The organism is Microlunatus soli (genome assembly GCF_900105385.1).
In the GTDB taxonomy this organism is placed as follows: domain Bacteria; phylum Actinomycetota; class Actinomycetes; order Propionibacteriales; family Propionibacteriaceae; genus Microlunatus; species Microlunatus soli.
The window spans coordinates 4,946,121-4,963,155 of sequence record NZ_LT629772.1; the positions used below are offsets into that span (position 1 = coordinate 4,946,121).

Here is a 17,035-nt window from a genome sequence, read left to right on the forward strand (position 1 = left end):
CGACCCGGAGGAGCCGCAGATGTCGATCGACAGTCCCCAACCGAACCAGCGCCGACCACGGTGGTGGAAGCGGATCCTCATCGGCGGACCGATCCTGGCCGTCGTCGCCGTCGGCCCGTGGCTGATTCCGTGGGACTCGATCACCGGACGTGCCGACGCCCAACAGCCCACCGTGTTGCGGCAGTTGGAGTCGCCCGGTCCGGACAGCGGCTCGAGCCGCGCGGCGTCACCGGCGGACGAGGCGCCGGACGATCAGGCCGTCCGGGACGTGACCGAGAGGATGTCGTCGCAGGGCAGCATCGGCTACGACCTACCGGTCTCGCCCGCGGATCTTTCCGCCGTCAAGACCAAACCGGGGCCGTACGTCAAACTCGGCCGGCTCCGGGTGCCGGCGATCAACCTCGATGTCCCTTACGGAGAAGGCGTTTTCGCCAAAACGCTGGAGAAGGGGCCCGGGCACTGGCCGGGGACGCCGATGCCGGGCCATCGGGGCAATGCCGTGATCTCCGGTCACCGCAACACCCACACCCAACCGTTCAAGTACCTCAACCTGCTGAAGCCGGGGAACAAGATCATCTCGACCTACGGCAAGGAGGACCCGGTCAGCTACCGGGTGCAGAAGACCACCATCGTCCCGGAGGCGAAGTTCAAGGACTTCGTCGTCGAGCAGCCCAGTGACGACAACGCGAAGCAGATCACCTTGTTCGCCTGTCATCCGGAGGGCAATCCTATCTACCGCATCGTCGTCCGAGCTGAGGCCGAGTGACCACCGACGCGACGCGGACCGTACGGGGACAAAGAAGGGGGTGACCACCGAGCGCGCAGGTGCTGGCAATCGGACCACAGATGGTCCAGATCCGAACATCAGGATCCGTACACACGAAGAGGAAGTTGTTTGACATGACTGATCAAGTAAGCGCTGCGGGCGGATCACCGCAGGACGGGCCGCCGGAAGTCTTCGACGGCAAGCCGGTGATCAATTTCCGTGACAACGACGTGCGCCGGCGGTTCCTCAAGACCGCCGCGGTGATCGGTGCGGGATCGACCCTCGCAGCCGCGACCCGGATGGATTCGCGGGCCTGGGGTGATTCCAAGACCAACGATCTGGACATCCTCAACTACGCGCTCACGCTGGAATACCTGGAAGCCGACTTCTACACCCAGGGGATTCAGGGCGACGCGTTGTCCGGCCGGGCGCTGGAGCTGATCAAGCCGATCCGTGATCACGAGCAGGAGCACGTGAAGGCGGTCAAGGCGACGATCAAGGACCTCGGTGGTAAGGCCGTCGACAAACCGAAGTTCAAGTATCCCGAAGGGACGTTCACCAGTCGATCGAAGTTCCTGAAGACGGCCTCGACCTTCGAAGAGCTCGGTGTCACGGCTTACCACGGTCAGGTCGCCCGAGTGAAGGACGGCGACATCCTTGCCGCTGCCGCGTCGATCGCGGGCGTCGAGTCCCGACATGCCGCAGTTCTGGCCTACCTGATCGAGGGCGACCCGTTCCCGGAGCCGTTCGAAAAGCGGATGACCATGGACCAGGTGCTGGCCGCGGCGAAGCCGTTCATCAAGAGCTGACCGCGGAAATCTGAGGAGGAAGCAATGAAACGACGCGATCTGATCAAGGGCGCCGCGGCCGTCATTCCGGCCGGCATCGCGCTGGAGATGCTCGGCACCAAATGGGCCTTCGCCGACGACAACGACTTCGACGGTCCGATGGATGTGCTGAACTACGCACTCACCTTGGAATACCTGGAGGCCGAGTTCTACCGGCAGGGCAACGGACACGAGCTGCTCCACGGCAGGGCGAAGAAGTACCTCGAGACGGTACAGACCGACGAAGAGGCACATGTGATGGCCATCCAGGACACGATCAAGAAGCTCGGCGGCTCGGTGATGCCGGCGCCGGAGGTCGACTTCGGAGCATCGTTCAAGTCCAAGCACAGTTTCCTGGATGCGGCCTACACCTTCGAGAACCTGGGGGTGCAGGCCTATCTCGGCGCGGCACCGTCGCTGTTCCAGGAGAAGGAGTTGTTGACCGCAGCGGCCAGCATCTTCGGTGTCGAGGCGCGGCATGCCGCGATCATCGGAGTGCTGCAGAAGCGCGAGGCGGAGGGCGGCGTGTACAAGGGCGCCTTCGAGACCCCGCAGACCAAGAGCAAGGTACTGCAGGCCGCGAGTCCGTTCATCGTCTCGGCACAGACGCTGTAGGCACACCGCGATGGTGATCACCGAGCTCCCCGCCACGGCAGCGCGACCGGCCCGCCGCCGGCTGGTGGGGATGCTCGGCCCCGCGCTGGTCGCCGGGATCGCCTATCTGGACCCGGGGAACGTCGCGGCCAACATGACCGCCGGAGCCCGGTACGGATTCCTGTTGGTGTGGGTGGTGGTGCTGGCCAACCTGATCGCCTGGCTGGTGCAGTATCTGGCGGCCAAGCTGGGGCTGGCCGCCGACCGCAGCCTGGCGGACCTGTTGGCCGAGCGGATCCGTGGCCGGTGGCCGCGACGGCTCTACTGGCTGCAGGCCGAACTGGTCACGATGGCCACCGATGTCGCCGAGGTGATCGGTGGCGCGGTCGCCCTCGATCTGCTCTTCAGCCTCCCGCTGCTGGTCGGAGGTGCGATCACCGCCGTCGTTTCCCTTCTCCTGCTAGGAATCCGGTCGGCCGGCCGACAACGGTTCTTCGAACGGGTGATCATCGGACTGCTGCTGATGATCGTGATCGGATTCACCGCCAGCCTGTTCGTACGCCCGCCGTCGCCGACCGTCGTCGTCGGCGGACTGGTCCCGCGGCTCGACGGGACGGGGTCCCTGCTGCTGGCTGCCTCGATCCTCGGGGCGACCGTGATGCCGCACGCGATCTACGCCCACTCGGCTCTCGCTCGTGATCGCTATGCCGGGCACAATGCGCCGGGCAGCATCCGGCAGACCCTGCGAGCCGCCCGCTGGGACGTCACGATCGCGCTGGTCATCGCCGGCGGCGTCAACCTGGCCATCCTCGTCTCCGCGGGCACGCTGCTCCGCGGCCAGCAGGGCACCGACTCGCTCCCCGGGGCGTTCGCCGCGATCCGGGAAGGCGCCGGGCCGGTCATCGCGATGATCTTCGCGATCGGACTGCTGGCGTCCGGGCTGGCCTCCACCGCCGTCGGTGGATACGCCGGCGGTGAGGTGATGCAGAGCCTGCTCCGGATCCGGCTCGGCGTGCTGACGCGCCGGTTGATCACCGCTGTTCCGGCGATGATCATCCTCGGCGCGGGACTGGATCCGACAAAAGCCCTGGTGCTCAGCCAGGTGTTGTTGTCCTTCGGCATCCCGTTCGCCCTGCTGCCGCTGCTCTGGCTGACCTCGCAACGGAGCCTGATGGGACGGCTGCGTAACCGCCGACCGACGATGATCGCCGGAGGGGTCAGCGGACTCGCGCTGACCGCACTCAATGTGGTCCTGATCGTCCTGACGCTCTAGGGTGCACCGGATGCAAGGATCAGTGACAGTGCCGATGCGGGCCGATGCCGACAAGATCTGGGCGTTGCTCAGCGACCCGACCCGAATCGGTCGCTACAGCCCCGAGACCTTCGAAGGGGAGTGGACCCACGGGTCCACCGGGCCGGAGGTCGGCGCCCGGTTCCGCGGGCACGTCCGGCGCAACGGCCGCGGGCCGGTCTACTGGACGCCGTGTGTGGTGACCGACTCCGTACCCGGTCGACGCTTCGAATTCGCCGTCGGGCGTGCCGATCGGCCGGTCATCCGGTGGGGATACGAACTGACACCGACCGCCGACGGGACCGACGTCCGGGAGTACTTCGCCGCGGTGCCGTCCCGGCTCCTGAACGTCTACTGGGCGATCGTCGGACGGGCCCGGACACGAACCAACCTGCGCGATATGCGGGCCACCCTGGAACGGATCCGCGCCGAGGTGGAGTGAGCCGGCGACCGCCGGGTCAGATCGGCAGCGTGCCGAGCAGCGGCGCACCGATCTGCACCGTCAGCGGAGTGGCGAAGTCACGACCGGTCGCCGGGGCCCGGTCGGCGTCGATGATCACCACGGTGCCGTCGACGACTCCGGCAAAGCTGGTGCCGTCGGCGCGGGATCGCTCCAGCCGATCGGTGACCGCCCGCCGGACGGCCGCTGAGACGAAGGTCAGCCCGTGCGGGAATTCTTCGGTCAGTAGATGCTGTTGCCGGCCGTGCTCGATCCGGCTACCGGTGCTGAACCGCGCCGAGACGATCTGGTCACCGTGCAGCGTGACCTGAAAGGAGCCGTTGGACTGCGGGCGGTTGCAGATCTGTTGTGGTGGATAGTGGCAGTCGTAGCCACCGTCCAGCAGGTCGCCGACCGCCGCGCTCATCGTTGTCGCGTAGTGCTCGGCGCCGAACGGCCAGCTGTCGACGGATCGGCCGCGTACGGAGACGATCAGGCCGTTCAGGCTCGAATAGGAGTAGCCGGCGTGGCGATCGGACCAGGTCCGGCTCGCTACACCGTCGGCCTCGGGTTCGCCCCGGCGTTGCCGCAGTCGGCTGTAGTACTCGTCGACCTCGGTGGCGACGGCGAGCCGAGGCTTCAGCCACGCCGTCCGCAGGCTCGCCACGGCGGCCCGGGTCACCGCATCACCGGGGTCCCGATCGGCCGGCTCGTCGGGCTCGGGAAACCAGGCCCAGACCAGTTGATCTTGGTCGTCCATCAGGAACTGAGCCACCTGGACGGTGCGCCAACCATCGGTCAGTCGACTGGTCCGGCACCAGACCGCCCGGCCGTCGCTGTTGCGACGGACCTGGGCGCAGAACCATCCGTCGGCGACCAACGGAGCAGTCAGCCGGCGCGCGGTACCGGCGGGTACCGCGGTCGCCACGGACACCTCGTTGCTCGGAGCATGGTGATAGACCTCGGCCGTCGGCAGCTCGGCGGCCGGAGCCGTCCAATCGGTGCAACCGGTGAGCATCGTCGCGCAGCTGATCAACAGCGCACCGATGCCGGCACGGAACGCGGGTCTTGCCACCGGGCCATGGTAGTCGGCTGGTGGTATACGAAAATCAGCGATACTCGTCGATCACGCGGACGATCTCGGTGAAGCCACGGGTCTCGGCCAGCCGGCGCGGCGAGGTCCCGTGACGGTCGGGCAGCTCCGGGTCGGCACCGGCCTCCAGCAGCATCCGGGCAGCCCGGACGTGACGCTGCGAACCGTCACCCAGGACGATCGTCTCGTGCAGTGCGGTCCAGCCGAGGTCGTTGACGTGATCCAGCGGCACGCCGGCATCGATCAGGATGCGCATCGTCGACAGATGCGCATGCTCGCCGGCCGGGATCAGCGCGGTCCCGCCGTAGCGGTTGAGGCTGTCGACATCGGCGCCGTGCTCGATCGTCGCCCGCAGGATCTCGTCCAGACCCTCGGCGCCGGCGTACAGGAACGCCGAATCCTCGATCGCGTCCTTGGCATCGGGGTCGGCGCCGTGCTTCAGCAAGGTCCGGGCGATGTCGATCTCGTTCGCCCGGGTGGCGATGATCAGCGGGGTGCGTCGTGCATCGCCGCGAACCTCCAGGTCCGCGCCGTCGGCGATCGCGGCCCGGACGCCGGCACGGTCGCCGTCGCGGGTGGCCCGGAGCAGTGCCCGTCCGGCCTCTGTCCTGCTGACACCGTCCGGGCGAGACGTCGACGGCGCCGAACTCGCGGCCGCCGAACTCGACGGGGTTGAACTCGCTGGGGTTGAACTCGGCGGGGTTGAACTCGCAGGGGACGAACTCGAGGGTGCCGCTGTCGGTGAGGTTGCGCCGGAGCCGCTCGGATCGGTGGCGGAACAGCCGGCGACCAGCAGCGCCAGTGCGGCCAGGGCCGGGGTCAGGAGCGGTCGAATCGCCATCGGCTGGCCTTTCGTGCGGATAGATCGGTGGAACCTCTGCAATTGGTATACCAAACGTCTCCAAATTCGCTGCCCCGTCGCAGGGGGCATTACCCTGGACGGGCGACAGTGTGTATCTACCTGGTCCGGTCGGCGTCGACGGCCCAAGGCGGCACGTGAAATCTGCGGGTCCGCTGCGGGAGGCAGCACACGATGCCAATCACCCGAAGCTCTGGGACTCAGCCGGCCCAGGCCGTGGCTGAGACCTCCGCCGGCCTGGTGGCCGCCGTCGGCCGGTCCTATTTCCCGATCGCGCTGGTCGCGCGACTCCCGTACGCGATGATGGTGGTCGGCGTGCTGACCCTGGTGGTCGCGGCCCGTGGGTCGCTCGGACTCGGCGGGCTCACCTCGGCCGTCGCCGGGCTCGGCACAGCGATCTTCGGTCCACTGATCGGGGCGGCGGCCGACCGGCTCGGACAGCGCAGGGTCGTGCTGGTCGCCGGGGTCAGCAACAGTCTGGTGCTGTTGATCATGACACTGGTCGTCTACGGCCCGCTGCCGAACGCCGTGCTGCTCGCTCTGGCCTTCCTGATCGGTGCGACGGCGCCCCAGGTGTCACCGATGTCGCGCAGCCGTCTGGTGGGCATCATCAGCACCAAGATCGACCCGGAATGCCGGGCCAGGGTATTCAGCGGCACGATGGCCTATGAGTCGGCTGCCGACGAGATGATCTTCGTCTTCGGCCCGATGATCGTCGGCGTACTGGCTGCGGCGATCGGTCCGGCCGCCGCGGTGATCGGCGCTTCGGGGCTCGCGTTGATCTTCGTCTCGGCGTTCGCCCTGCATCGGAGTGCAGCCGTCGTGACGGTGTCGTCCGGGCAAGACGCCGATCGGGCGCCGCTCTCGGAGATGATCAGACCGGCGTTGATCACCGTCCTGGTCGGCGTCTTCGGTATCGGTCTGTTCTTCGGCACCACCCTCACCTCCCTGACCTCGCTGATGGCCGATCTCGGACAGGCCGAGCGCGCCGGTCTGGTCTACGGTGTGATGGGGATCGGGTCCGCTTCGCTGGCGCTGGCAGCGGGCACCTTCCCGTTGCGGTTCACTCTGCGGGCGCGCTGGTTGGTGTTCGCGATGATCATGGTGCTGGGAGCCGTCGCCTTTGCCGGGGTGAGGACGGTGCCGGCGGCGATCGTTGTGCTGCTGGTGCTCGGCGTCGGGATCGGTCCGACTCTGGTGACCCAGTTCAGTCTTGCCGCCGAGCGCAGTCCGCGCGGCCGGTCGGCCACCGTCATGACGACGGTCGGCTCGGGCGTCGTCGTCGGCCAGGCGACCGCATCGGCGATCACCGGCCGGCTGGCCGAGCAGGTCGGTACCGATGCCGCCATGCTGGCACCGTTGGCAGCCGCTGTGGTGATCGCCGGCGCGGGCTTGGTCAACCGGTTCCTGACTCCGACCCGGCCGGTCTGAGTCGACGGATCAGAAGTCCAGGTACTCCGGATTCATCGCGGCGGCCAGGGCCAGGTGCTTGTCCGCCCGCGGATCCTGCATCCGCCGCAACGTCTTGCCCATCAGGAGTTGCAGGTAGGCATCGTCGGGATGCCGGCTGATCAGTTCCTCCAGTTTGGCCCGGGCCGGTTCCAGGCTTGCGGTGGCCGCCAGCGCTCGTGCGACCAGGGTCTCGAAGCCTCGGACACCGTCGTACTCCGGACGCAGGGATTCCAACAGATACAGGGCTCCGCGCGGGTTACGTTCCTCGATCAGGGTGCGCGCAGCGCGGAAGCTGCGAACCTCGTCGGGCACCGGCCGTGGCGGGTCGGCCAGAGCTGTGGTGATCAGCTCGGCCAGTTCGTCCGGCGACTGCGGGCCGACACCGATCACCTGATCGTTCAGCACCACGGTCGGCGAGATCGTGAGACCGAGCGCCTGCCCGAACAACTGTGCCTCGCGGGTCGCTCGCTCGACCGGATCGTCGGCCGGGAAACCGGGCTGCAGGTAGGCCGGAGCGGCATCGGTTCCGTCCAGTCCGACCGGGTCGGGGAGGTCGAACCGTTCGGCGATCGAACGCAGGAAGGGCAGCGTGTTGATGTCGACACCGTCGACGAAATGGGCGGTGCCGATCGCCCGGACCACCTCGCGTTGGACACCGGGACCATGATCAACAGCGGCGGTGATCATCCGCAGCGCCGCCCAACTGCTGGCTCGCCAGGCCGGCGCCCATGGCTGGTATCCGAGCTCGGCGGCGAGCTGTCCGGCCTCGATCCGGCGGATCCCGGCCTCCAGCCCGGGTGTCGTCTGCTGCAGTGCGGCATCGACGGCCTCGTCCAGCGACGCGGTTGCCAGGTCGACCGACGGGCTCGGGGCCGTCGGGTCCACCAGCAACGGACGCCAGACGACCTCGACCGGATCGTCGGGGGATTGTGCGACCCGTTCCAGGGCCAGCTCCAGTTGACGGCTGCCGAGGAAGGCCCACGGCGACACGATGTCGCCGTACAACTCGATGATCATCACGTCTCCTGTGCTCGCTTGCGTCGTTTGCCCTCGTGCATCGCCGCAACGCGGGCGATCGGGATCTGATTCCCCTCCGTGATCAACTCCGCCGGGAGCGTCTGGTCGGCCGGCATCAGCTGCTTCCACGGATCCCCACCGGCCAGTCGATCCAGAGCCGTCTCGACGGTGAAGTCCGCCGGCCGGACGTCGGGCAACTCCGACCAGCCGACCGGAAAGGACACCGGTAGTCCGGGTCGGGCCCGCGGACTGTACGCGGCCACCACGGTCGCGCCACCGGCGCGGGTGGAATCGACGAACACCTTGCCCTCCCGTTCGTCCTTGACGTAGGCGACCGTCGCATGATCGGGATCCAGGTCCGCGGTCCGGGCCGCCAGCGCGCGGGTCGCAGCGGCGATGTCGTCGACGGCGTGCGAACGGTCGACCGGGACGACGATGTGCACCCCCTTGGAGCCGCTGGTCTTGACCGCCGCGGCCAGTCCGCAACGGTCGAGCACCTCGTGCACCGCCTGGGCGACGGTGATCACGGCGGTGAAGTCTGCGCCCTCCGGTGGATCGAGGTCGATGACCAGGACCGACTGCCTGCCGACGTCGTCCAGCAGCGCCGGGTGATACTCCACCGCCCGTTGATTGGCCAACCAGAGCAGCGTTCTGCGGTCCTGGCAGAGGGGATAGTGCACGGTCCGGTGCGAGGTCTCGGACCAGACGTCGATGTGCGGAATCCAGTCCGGCGCGTAATCGGGCAGATTCTTCTGCATGAACGGTCGCTGGCCGGGGCGGGCCCGGATCACCGACAGAGCGCGCTCGGCCAAGCCCGGCAGCAAGCGATCGGCCACGCCGTCCAGGTAGTCGACCAAGCGGCGTTTGGTGATGTCGGACCCGTCGAGGATCGGCTGGTCGAGATTGGTCAACTCGACATCGTCGCGGACCTCGACCACACGGCTCTTCGGCATGGTGGCCTCCTCGCCGCTGATCGTACTCGTCGCGTCGGGCGGCAAACCGACGTTTGTCGGGTCGCGGGCACGCGGATAGGCTCTTCGGTGTGCCCGTCAAGCCAGCCGTACGCCGGATCCGGCCCGTCGCCAATCGCGACGATCCGCGATTCCGTCGTACTCGCGCGCAGATCTGCGCGGCGACCCTCCGGCTGCTCGACGACACCGATCCCGCGCGGTTGACCTTCGCCCAGGTCGCCTCCGCGGCGGACGTCAACCGCAGCACGGTGCATCAGCATTACGGCAGCCGGCACGAGTTGGTCGCCGACGCGGTGGCCGGTGAACTGGCCGCGATCGCCGAGCCGTTGGACCGTTGCCGGCTCGACGGCGCCGGCCCGGTGCCCGGCGAATTCGTCGACATGTTCGCGGCCGCCGCAGACCATCGCCCCGCACTCAATCGGCTCGGGGCCGCAGACCGCGGCCTGCTTGCCGCACGCCTGACCGAACTGCTGTCGGCACGGCTCGCGGCCCGCTTCGGTGCAGGCGCCCGCCCGGACGGCTTCGACACCGTCCCGGCGACCGTGCACGCCGACTATGTCGCGGGCGGTCTGACCAGGATGCTGCTCGGCGCCGACGGCGAGTCGGGGCGGACCGCCGAGCAGGCGTGGGATCTGATCGCGCCGGTCCGCGGCTGAAAGCTCACGCCTGTTGGGTGATGTCCACCATCCAGGACACGCCGTACTTGTCGGTGCACATCCCGAAGATGTCGCCCCAGGGCGCCGGCTCCAACGGCATCGTCACCTCGCCGCCGTCGCTCAACTTGTCCCAGAATCCCCGCAACTCCGCCTCATCCGGTCCGCTCAGTGAGAGTGTCCCGTTGGACTGCCCGCCCGGCATCCCGGTCGGGGTGTCGGCGCCCATCAGGGTCAGGCCGCCGGGGGAGACCAACTGTGAATGCATCACCTTGTCGGTGTCGGCGGGATTGTCGCTGAGCTGGAAGTCGCCGAACGTCGAGACGGTCAGCTCACCGCCGAACACCCCCTGGTAGAACTCCATCGCCTCTCGGGCATTGTCGCCGAAGGACAGGTACGGATCGAGACTTGTCGCCATCGGATGATCCTCCTTGATCGGGGCTGCCGTGACCGTGCTCCAGCACCATTCTGCTGCTGTCGGAGTGGCCACGGGAGCGATCGGCGAAATCGGTCGGCTACGGTGCCGCCATGCCAACGCTGCTGCAACTCGACTCCTCCGCCGACCTCGACAACTCGGTGTCCCGCGCGGTCACGGCCAGCTTCGTCGATGCCTGGCGCGGACTCAGCCCCGACCATCGGGTGGTCCGGCGTGATCTGCACACCGATCCGCTGCCGCACCTGGCCGACGCCGCGCTGCACTGGCCGCCGCGGCTGCGCTCGGCCGACGCGAACCCACCGGCCGACGCCGAGGCCCTGCAGCGGCAGATCATCGACGAACTGATCGCCGCCGACGCGGTCGTGGTCGGTGCGCCGATGTACAACTACTCGCTGCCCTCCACACTGAAGGCCTGGATCGACTACATCCACGTACCCGGTGTGACCACGCCCTTCGACGATGACAGCCAGCCGATGGCGGGCCGTCCGGCCGTGATCATCAGCAGCCGGGGCGGCATCTACGATCCCGGCACCGCCAACGACGGTTGGGATCACACCGTGCCGCCGCTGCAGATCATCCTCGGTGACGCACTCGGGATGGAGGTGTCGGTGATCACGGCCAGTCGTACGTTGTCCGCCGTTGTTCCGGGACTGGCCGCGGAGGCCGATCGGGCGGCCGCCGAACTCGATGCGGCGCATCGCCGTGCCGTCGAACTGGCGGTCGCTGCCGGCAGCAGCTGACCTCTGATGTCCGATCTCAGCCTCCGCACCGATCCGAGTGCGGTCCGTGGATCTGCGCCGCCGTGGCACCGGCCGGAACGCTACTGGCCGTCGATCAGCGGGGCGACCGCCGATCAGGACCCGCCGTTCGCGGTCGGCCACCTGCCGGCGCTGCGGCACAACCTGGCGGAGTTGATCAGGCGAGCGGCGGGTAAGCCGATCCGGATCGCCAGCAAATCCCTGCGGGTCCGTGGATTGGTCGAGGACTGTCAGCGGGTGCCCGGCGTCCGCGGCGTCCTGGCCTACACCCTGGCCGAGGCGATCTGGCTGGCCGGGACCGTCGACGATGTCGTGGTCGGCTACCCGAGTGTCGACCGGACCGCGATCGCGGCACTGATCGCCGATGCCGAGATCTGCCGACGGGTGACGATCATGATCGACGACCCTGCACAGCTGGATCTGATCGACGCCATCGCCGCACCGTCGCGCCGTCCCGAGATCGCTGTCTGCCTGGAGCTGGATGCCTCGCTCGACCTGGCCGGCCGGCATCTGGGTGTCTACCGGTCGCCGCTGCACACTCCCGAGGCCGTGCTGGCGCTGGCCCGGCAGGTGCTGTGCCGTCGGGGATTCCGGTTGGTCGGGCTGATGGCGTACGAGGCCCAGATCGCCGGGCTGGGCAACGCGGTGCCGGGACGTCCTGCGCGGTCCGCCGTCGTCCGTCGGATGCAACAGCGGTCGGCCGGCGAACTGGCGCAACGGCGGGGCAGGGCGGTGCGAGCGATCCGCGAGTTGCTGGCCGCGGCTGGCCGGCCCGATCTGGAGTTCGTCAACGGGGGCGGGACCGGCTCGATCGAGTCGACCACCGCCGACGGCTCGGTGACCGAGATCGCTGCTGGTAGTGGGATCTTCGGCTCACACCTGTTCGACGGCTACCGGGACTTCACGCCGGCACCGGCGGTCGGTTTTGCCTTGTCGGTCGTCCGCCGGCCTCGACCGGGAATCGCCACTGTCCAGGGCGGTGGCTGGATCGCATCAGGACCACCGGGAGCGGACCGGTCGCCGCTGCCGGTGTGGCCGACCGGACTGTCGTTGATCGGCACCGAAGGCGCCGGCGAGGTGCAGACACCGTTGCGCGGACCCAACGCCGACCGACTCGCGATCGGTGACCGCGTCTGGTTCCGGCACAGCAAGGCAGGCGAGATCAGCGAGCACGTCGACTCGTTGATGATCATCGACGGTAGCGAGTCGGGGGATTGGACGATCATCGACCGACTCCCCACCTACCGTGGCGAGGGGCGGACGTTCCTGTGAGCGCGACGACCGGCTGGCGGACCTGGGGTCGCACCGAGCGGGCCACACCGTCGGCGATCATCGCGCCGGCTGACGCCGCGGCGATCGTCGACATCGTCGGTCGAGCAGCCTTCCGGGGTGGCACGGTCAAGCCGGTCGGTGCCGGGCACAGCTTCACGCCGATCGCTGTCACCACAGGGATCCAGCTGGATCTGTGCCGACTCTCGGGGTTGTTCGCGGTCGATGTCGATCAACGGCGGGTGACTCTCGGCGCGGGGACCCGGCTGGCCGATGTACCGGCACTGATCGGCCCGTACGGGCTGGCGATGACCAACCTCGGCGACATCGATCGGCAGACCGTTGCCGGTGCCATCTCCACCGGCACCCACGGCACCGGCAGCCGGTTCGGCGGATTGGCGACCCAGGTGGTGGCGATGGAGATGATCACCGGCACCGGCGAGATGATCACGATCTCCGAGGCAGATCATCCGGAGCTGTTGGACGCGGCCCGGGTCGGGTTGGGCGCACTGGGGGTGCTCACCGCGGTGACACTGCAGTGTGTGCCGGCCTTCGTGCTGGCCGCGCAGGAACGACCGGAGCCGCTGGACGAGGTACTGGACACCTTCGCCGGCCGATGCGACGGCGCCGACCACTTCGAGTTCTACTGGTTCCCGCACACCACGACGGCGCTGACCAAGATCAACACCCGGCTGCCGGCCGGCAGCGAACTCGCCCCGCTGCCTCCGGCCAGACGGTTCATCGATGACACCCTCGTCGCCAACGAGTTGTTGCGGTTGCTCTGTGCGGTCCAGGCGAGGCTGCCGGCGATCACGCCGTCGATCAATCGCACGGCGGGCCGGGTGACCGGCAACCGGTCGTTCACCGACCTCTCGCATCGGGTGTTCACCACCAGCCGGCGGGTCCGGTTCCGCGAGATGGAGTACGCACTGCCGCGATCGGCGGTGCCGGATGCTCTGCGTGCGGTGGCTCGGCTGATCACCGATCGGGGAATGCGGATCTCCTTCCCGATCGAGGTCAGATCGGCAGCCGCCGACCCGATCTGGCTGTCCACCGCTCACGGCCGGGAGACGGGCTACATCGCGGTCCACCGCTACTGGCGGGACGCCGACACCGCGCCGTACTTCGATGCCGTCGAGCGGATCATGCTCGAGCACGACGGCCGCCCGCACTGGGGGAAGTTGCACGGCCTGACCGCCCGGCGACTGGCTGCCTGCTACCCACGGTTCGACGATTTCAGGACGGTCCGGGAGGACCTCGATCCGCAGCGCGTGTTCGGCAATGACTATCTTGATCGGGTGCTCGACTGACGACGACCGGCAGGTCAGCCCGGCGCGTAGCGGTCGATCACCTCGACACAGCGCCGCAGATAGGGCGGGCCGGCGGGGTTCTGCCAGCCGAGCTTCTCCAGAGCCCAGTCGACGGCGAAGACCGGCACCAGGCCGGCGGCTGCCCGTTCGGGATCGGCGACCCGGGCGTAGCCGCGGCGCAACAGGTCGGTCCGATCATGCACCAGAGGGCCGGCCGACACCTCCCAGCGGGCCAGATCGAATGCCGGCGATGCCGGGCCGGCGAACTCCCAGTCGATGACTCCGACGATCGCTCCGCGATCGACCAGCAGATTCTTCGGCATGAAGTCGCCGTGGGCCAGTGCATCCGACGGCGTCGGCAGATTGATCACCTGATCGGCCAGGAAGTCGGCGCCGCGCCGGACGATCGCGGCGGCGTCCGGGCCGAACTGCTCGGCGACAATGCGTACGGCTCGCGCCAACGCGGCGGCGTCGGGCGCTTCCGGCACGTGACGCAAACCCCGGGACGCCGCGACGCTGTGCACCCGGGCGAGTAGCTCGCCACCGTCCACCACGAGGCGTTCACGGTCGGTCGGCGGCAACCCGGGCAGGACGTCGTCCATCGACCGACCGGGCACGAACCGCTGTACCGAGAACGACAGCAACTGACCGTTGTGCCGGTGTTGCTCCAGGCCGAGCACCTCGGCGATCGGCACCCCGGCACCGGCGGCACGTGTCATCAGCTCGGCCTCGTCGATGAACCAGGGCACAGGTTGGCGCGCGATCCGGACCACGACCGGAGGGTGCTGGTGCAATACGGCGCGGTAGCTCTCGTTCATCCCGCCGCCGCTCAGAGGCGTGAGCCGCTCGACGTCGGCGGCACAGACCGACCGCAGTACCGATTCGACGATCGGACGGGGCGTCTGCGGCTGATCGGACACGGCGACGATTATCGTCCCTGTGGTCCGCGGGCGCCGTCCAATTTCCGCTGTCACCACCGACATTGACGGTTGTCCGGTTCCGGCCTACTCTCGGCTGACGGCATGACAACGATGTCAGAGAGGGGACCGGCGTTCGGCCGAGAAACAGATGAGCAGATCGCCAGGAGCGCAGGCCGCGCCGACACTGGCTCAGGTAGCCAAGCTAGCCGGTGTCAGTGTCAAGACGGCCTCGCGCGTCTTCAACGGGGAGCGCTATGTCGCCGAGGCGACCACCGAAAAGGTGCAGCGCGCTGCCAGCATGCTCGGATTCCGGCCCAACCGGATCGCCCGCGAACTGCGTCGGGGCTCCCGCTCGACGTTGATCGGGATGGTCACCGGCGATCTCGCCAACCCCTTCTATGCTCGGGTCGCCAGTGTCCTGGAGCGGGAGTTGCGGACGGCCGGCTACCAGTTGATCACTGCCACCAGCGAGACCGATGCGGGTGCGGAGGAGCGGCTGGTGGAGGAGTTCCTGGAGCGCCGGGTGGCCGGACTCGTGGTGGCCTCATCGGCGAGCGAACACCATCGCTACCTGGCCAATTCCGCCGGCGTACCGGTGATCTTCCTCGACCGTCCGAAGACCGGTGTGTCAGCCGACATGGTGATGCTCGACGATCGTGCCGGCGCTCGGATGGCGGTACGAAACGTCTTGCAGGCTGGGCATCGGCGGATTGCGGTGATCGGCGATCGCGGCCAGCTGGCGACTCATCAGGAACGGATGCGGGGCTTCACCGAGGCCCTGCGCGAGGGCGGCATCGCCGACGTCGAGTGCTACGTCCGCGACGAGCCGCACACCGCCCGGACCGCGAAGAACGTCGTTGCCGCAGTGATGTCGCGAGGGTTGCCGCCCACTGCGCTGCTGAGCACCGGGAGTCTGATCACGATGGGGGCGATCAACGCCTTCCAGCGGCTGAACAGGTCGGCGGCGTTGATCGGCTTCGACGACTTCGAACTGGCCGAGGTGCTGGGGATCAGCGTGATCACCCACGACGTCTCCGAACTGGCCCGGGAGGGTGCCCGGTTGCTGCTGTCCCGACTGGCCGATGCCGAGCAGCCGCCGCAGACCGTGGTGATTCCGTGTCGGCTGATCGACCGCGGCTCCGGGCGTCGCTACGAGTTGGTCTGAGGCGCATTCGATGTCTGTCCGGTCACGAAATCTTGACAAAGCCCTGATCTCCGCGCACAGTGGGCCAGGTCATTGATATGACAACGATGTCAGAGAGGTAGTGCGTAGATGCGTATCCGAGCCATTCGCGGGCTGGCTGCTGGTGCAGTCGCCCTGGCAGCCGTTGCGGCATTCGCCGGTTGCGGCAATCAGAAGGGTCAGGGCAACGAGGGTGGGTCCAACGGCGGATCCGGCGGCGATGGTCCGGCCAAGATCGCTCTCCTGTTGCCGGAGAACAAAACCACCCGGTACGAGTCTCAGGACCGGCCGAATTTCGAGAAGGATGTCAAGGCCCTGGACCCCAAGGCCACCATTCTGTACAACAACGCCAACCAGGACGCGACCCAGCAGCAACAGCAGGTCGAGGCCGCGTTGACCGATGGGGCGAAGGTGATCGTGCTCGACCCGGTGGACGCGTCGTCGCTGGGTTCGGTGCTGGCCAAGGCCAAGGCCAAGGATGTTCCGGTGATCTCCTACGACCGGTTCTTCGAGGGCGCGGCGTATTACACCTCGTTCGACAACGAGAAGATCGGCGAACTGCAGGGCCAGGCCGTGCTCGACGGGCTGAAGGCCAAGGGCGTCGACCCGAAGTCCGGGCCGGTGTGGATGGTCAACGGCGATCCGAAGGACCCGAACGCGGCCGACTTCAAGAAGGGCGCCACCAAGGTGCTGAAGGGCGCGGGCGTCGACATCGCCGGATCGCACGACACCCTGGACTGGAACCCCGACGATGCCCGCCAGTGGGTGGCCGGCCAGCTGCAGGGTGGCAAGAAGAAGCCGATCGCGATCTACTCGGCCAACGACGGCACCGCCGGCGGCGTGATCGCCGCGGCCAGCAAGGCCGGTGTCGATCCGGTGGTGACCGGTCAGGACGGCGAGGTGGACGGCTTGCAGAACATCCTCAAGGGTGATCAGTACGCCACCATCTACAAGTCCTACGCGCCGCAGGCGAAGTACGCGGCCACCGCGGCCGTCGCGCTGGCGAAGGGTAAGAAGCCGGACGCCAAGGACACCTACAAGAACACGCCGACCGACTTCGTCGAGGCCGACGTGATCACCAAGGACAACATCGACAAGGTGTTCAGCGGGGGCCAGACCAAGGCCAGCGACGTCTGCAACAACGCAGCGATGAAGAAGCTGTGCAAGGAAGCCGGCGTCGACACGTCGGAGTGACCT

General features: G+C 68.0%; 18 protein-coding genes. 12 read left to right on the forward strand and 6 right to left on the reverse strand.

Features of this window, described 5'->3' with window-relative positions; genetic code table 11:
- Window positions 1-19: 19 nt before the first annotated feature.
- From BLU38_RS22640 to BLU38_RS22660, 5 genes are all read left to right on the forward strand, one after another.
- Window positions 20-766 (forward strand): sortase, encoded by a 747-nt coding sequence (locus BLU38_RS22640; protein ID WP_091527635.1) that lies wholly within the window; start codon window positions 20-22, stop codon window positions 764-766.
- Between the two features lie 134 nt (window positions 767-900).
- On the forward strand, window positions 901-1,575 hold the full coding sequence (locus tag BLU38_RS22645) for a ferritin-like domain-containing protein (RefSeq protein WP_091527636.1): 675 nt from the start codon (window positions 901-903) through the stop codon (window positions 1,573-1,575).
- Between the two features lie 24 nt (window positions 1,576-1,599).
- Window positions 1,600-2,208, forward strand: a complete 609-nt coding sequence (locus tag BLU38_RS22650) for a ferritin-like domain-containing protein (RefSeq protein ID WP_091527637.1) — start codon at window positions 1,600-1,602, stop codon at window positions 2,206-2,208.
- A gap of 70 nt (window positions 2,209-2,278) precedes the next feature.
- Window positions 2,279-3,460, forward strand: a complete 1,182-nt coding sequence (locus BLU38_RS22655) for an Nramp family divalent metal transporter (protein WP_197680267.1) — start codon at window positions 2,279-2,281, stop codon at window positions 3,458-3,460.
- A 10-nt stretch (window positions 3,461-3,470) separates the two neighbouring features.
- Window positions 3,471-3,920 (forward strand): SRPBCC family protein, encoded by a 450-nt coding sequence (locus BLU38_RS22660; protein WP_091532977.1) that lies wholly within the window; start codon window positions 3,471-3,473, stop codon window positions 3,918-3,920.
- A gap of 16 nt (window positions 3,921-3,936) precedes the next feature.
- On the opposite strand, the gene BLU38_RS22665 is transcribed toward BLU38_RS22660, so the two are convergent.
- A complete protein-coding gene (locus BLU38_RS22665; protein WP_197679821.1) occupies window positions 3,937-4,992 on the reverse strand; it encodes a hypothetical protein in 1,056 nt (351 codons plus the stop codon).
- Between the two features lie 34 nt (window positions 4,993-5,026).
- The gene (locus tag BLU38_RS22670) at window positions 5,027-5,851 is read right to left on the reverse strand and encodes an ankyrin repeat domain-containing protein (RefSeq protein ID WP_091527639.1); all 825 of its coding nucleotides are present in this window, start codon (window positions 5,849-5,851) and stop codon (window positions 5,027-5,029) included.
- Between the two features lie 234 nt (window positions 5,852-6,085).
- Here BLU38_RS22670 and BLU38_RS22675 point away from each other — a divergent pair, with 234 nt between their 5' ends.
- Window positions 6,086-7,300 carry an MFS transporter gene (locus tag BLU38_RS22675; protein ID WP_197679822.1) on the forward strand — a complete coding sequence of 405 codons (1,215 nt, stop codon included), beginning with the start codon at window positions 6,086-6,088 and terminating at the stop codon, window positions 7,298-7,300.
- A gap of 9 nt (window positions 7,301-7,309) precedes the next feature.
- Here the strand turns inward: BLU38_RS22675 and BLU38_RS22680 are convergent, their stop codons facing one another.
- Both BLU38_RS22680 and BLU38_RS22685 read right to left on the reverse strand, forming a co-directional pair.
- A complete protein-coding gene (locus BLU38_RS22680) occupies window positions 7,310-8,338 on the reverse strand; it encodes a DsbA family protein (protein WP_091527641.1) in 1,029 nt (342 codons plus the stop codon).
- Entirely contained in the window at window positions 8,338-9,291 is a 954-nt protein-coding gene (locus BLU38_RS22685) for a DNA polymerase domain-containing protein (protein ID WP_091532980.1), read from the reverse strand. Before BLU38_RS22685 ends, BLU38_RS22680 begins: the two co-directional genes overlap by 1 nt.
- A gap of 89 nt (window positions 9,292-9,380) precedes the next feature.
- Here BLU38_RS22685 and BLU38_RS22690 point away from each other — a divergent pair, with 89 nt between their 5' ends.
- Window positions 9,381-9,965, forward strand: coding sequence for a TetR/AcrR family transcriptional regulator (locus BLU38_RS22690; RefSeq protein WP_157683623.1), 585 nt, complete (start codon window positions 9,381-9,383; stop codon window positions 9,963-9,965).
- Between the two features lie 4 nt (window positions 9,966-9,969).
- Here BLU38_RS22690 and BLU38_RS22695 read toward each other — a convergent pair whose 3' ends face one another.
- Window positions 9,970-10,380: a VOC family protein gene (locus BLU38_RS22695; RefSeq protein ID WP_091532983.1), complete on the reverse strand. Its 411-nt coding sequence runs from the start codon at window positions 10,378-10,380 to the stop codon at window positions 9,970-9,972.
- Window positions 10,381-10,490: 110 nt separating this feature from the next.
- Here BLU38_RS22695 and BLU38_RS22700 point away from each other — a divergent pair, with 110 nt between their 5' ends.
- The 3 genes from BLU38_RS22700 to BLU38_RS22710 are packed head-to-tail and all read left to right on the forward strand — an operon-like array spanning window position 10,491 to window position 13,735.
- Window positions 10,491-11,138 (forward strand): FMN-dependent NADH-azoreductase, encoded by a 648-nt coding sequence (locus BLU38_RS22700; protein WP_091527643.1) that lies wholly within the window; start codon window positions 10,491-10,493, stop codon window positions 11,136-11,138.
- 6 nt (window positions 11,139-11,144) lie between these two features.
- Window positions 11,145-12,428, forward strand: coding sequence for an amino acid deaminase/aldolase (locus BLU38_RS22705; protein ID WP_091527644.1), 1,284 nt, complete (start codon window positions 11,145-11,147; stop codon window positions 12,426-12,428).
- The gene (locus tag BLU38_RS22710; RefSeq protein ID WP_091527645.1) at window positions 12,425-13,735 is read left to right on the forward strand and encodes a D-arabinono-1,4-lactone oxidase; all 1,311 of its coding nucleotides are present in this window, start codon (window positions 12,425-12,427) and stop codon (window positions 13,733-13,735) included. The genes BLU38_RS22705 and BLU38_RS22710 overlap by 4 nt, the downstream gene beginning before the upstream one ends.
- A 14-nt stretch (window positions 13,736-13,749) precedes the next feature.
- Here BLU38_RS22710 and BLU38_RS22715 read toward each other — a convergent pair whose 3' ends face one another.
- The gene (locus BLU38_RS22715; RefSeq protein WP_231919993.1) at window positions 13,750-14,655 is read right to left on the reverse strand and encodes a phosphotransferase enzyme family protein; all 906 of its coding nucleotides are present in this window, start codon (window positions 14,653-14,655) and stop codon (window positions 13,750-13,752) included.
- A gap of 148 nt (window positions 14,656-14,803) precedes the next feature.
- Here BLU38_RS22715 and BLU38_RS22720 point away from each other — a divergent pair, with 148 nt between their 5' ends.
- Window positions 14,804-15,820 carry a LacI family DNA-binding transcriptional regulator gene (locus BLU38_RS22720; RefSeq protein WP_091527647.1) on the forward strand — a complete coding sequence of 339 codons (1,017 nt, stop codon included), beginning with the start codon at window positions 14,804-14,806 and terminating at the stop codon, window positions 15,818-15,820.
- A 108-nt stretch (window positions 15,821-15,928) separates the two neighbouring features.
- Window positions 15,929-17,032, forward strand: coding sequence for a substrate-binding domain-containing protein (locus BLU38_RS22725; protein WP_091527648.1), 1,104 nt, complete (start codon window positions 15,929-15,931; stop codon window positions 17,030-17,032).
- The last annotated feature ends 3 nt before the right edge of the window (window positions 17,033-17,035 follow it).

Excerpts from the sequence above, each read along its gene's own strand:
- BLU38_RS22655 (WP_197680267.1), top strand. The coding sequence starts at position 2,279 with ATGCTCGGCCCCGCGCTGGTCGCCGGGATCGCCTATCTGGACCCGGGG.
- BLU38_RS22695 (WP_091532983.1), bottom strand. The coding sequence starts at position 10,380 with ATGGCGACAAGTCTCGATCCGTACCTGTCCTTCGGCGACAATGCCCGA.
- BLU38_RS22645 (WP_091527636.1), top strand. The coding sequence starts at position 901 with ATGACTGATCAAGTAAGCGCTGCGGGCGGATCACCGCAGGACGGGCCG.
- BLU38_RS22705 (WP_091527644.1), top strand. The coding sequence starts at position 11,145 with ATGTCCGATCTCAGCCTCCGCACCGATCCGAGTGCGGTCCGTGGATCT.
- BLU38_RS22670 (WP_091527639.1), bottom strand. The coding sequence starts at position 5,851 with ATGGCGATTCGACCGCTCCTGACCCCGGCCCTGGCCGCACTGGCGCTG.
- BLU38_RS22685 (WP_091532980.1), bottom strand. The coding sequence starts at position 9,291 with ATGCCGAAGAGCCGTGTGGTCGAGGTCCGCGACGATGTCGAGTTGACC.
- BLU38_RS22640 (WP_091527635.1), top strand. The coding sequence starts at position 20 with ATGTCGATCGACAGTCCCCAACCGAACCAGCGCCGACCACGGTGGTGG.
- BLU38_RS22700 (WP_091527643.1), top strand. The coding sequence starts at position 10,491 with ATGCCAACGCTGCTGCAACTCGACTCCTCCGCCGACCTCGACAACTCG.
- BLU38_RS22660 (WP_091532977.1), top strand. The coding sequence starts at position 3,471 with ATGCAAGGATCAGTGACAGTGCCGATGCGGGCCGATGCCGACAAGATC.
- BLU38_RS22725 (WP_091527648.1), top strand. The coding sequence starts at position 15,929 with ATGCGTATCCGAGCCATTCGCGGGCTGGCTGCTGGTGCAGTCGCCCTG.
- BLU38_RS22650 (WP_091527637.1), top strand. The coding sequence starts at position 1,600 with ATGAAACGACGCGATCTGATCAAGGGCGCCGCGGCCGTCATTCCGGCC.
- BLU38_RS22720 (WP_091527647.1), top strand. The coding sequence starts at position 14,804 with ATGAGCAGATCGCCAGGAGCGCAGGCCGCGCCGACACTGGCTCAGGTA.
- BLU38_RS22680 (WP_091527641.1), bottom strand. The coding sequence starts at position 8,338 with ATGATCATCGAGTTGTACGGCGACATCGTGTCGCCGTGGGCCTTCCTC.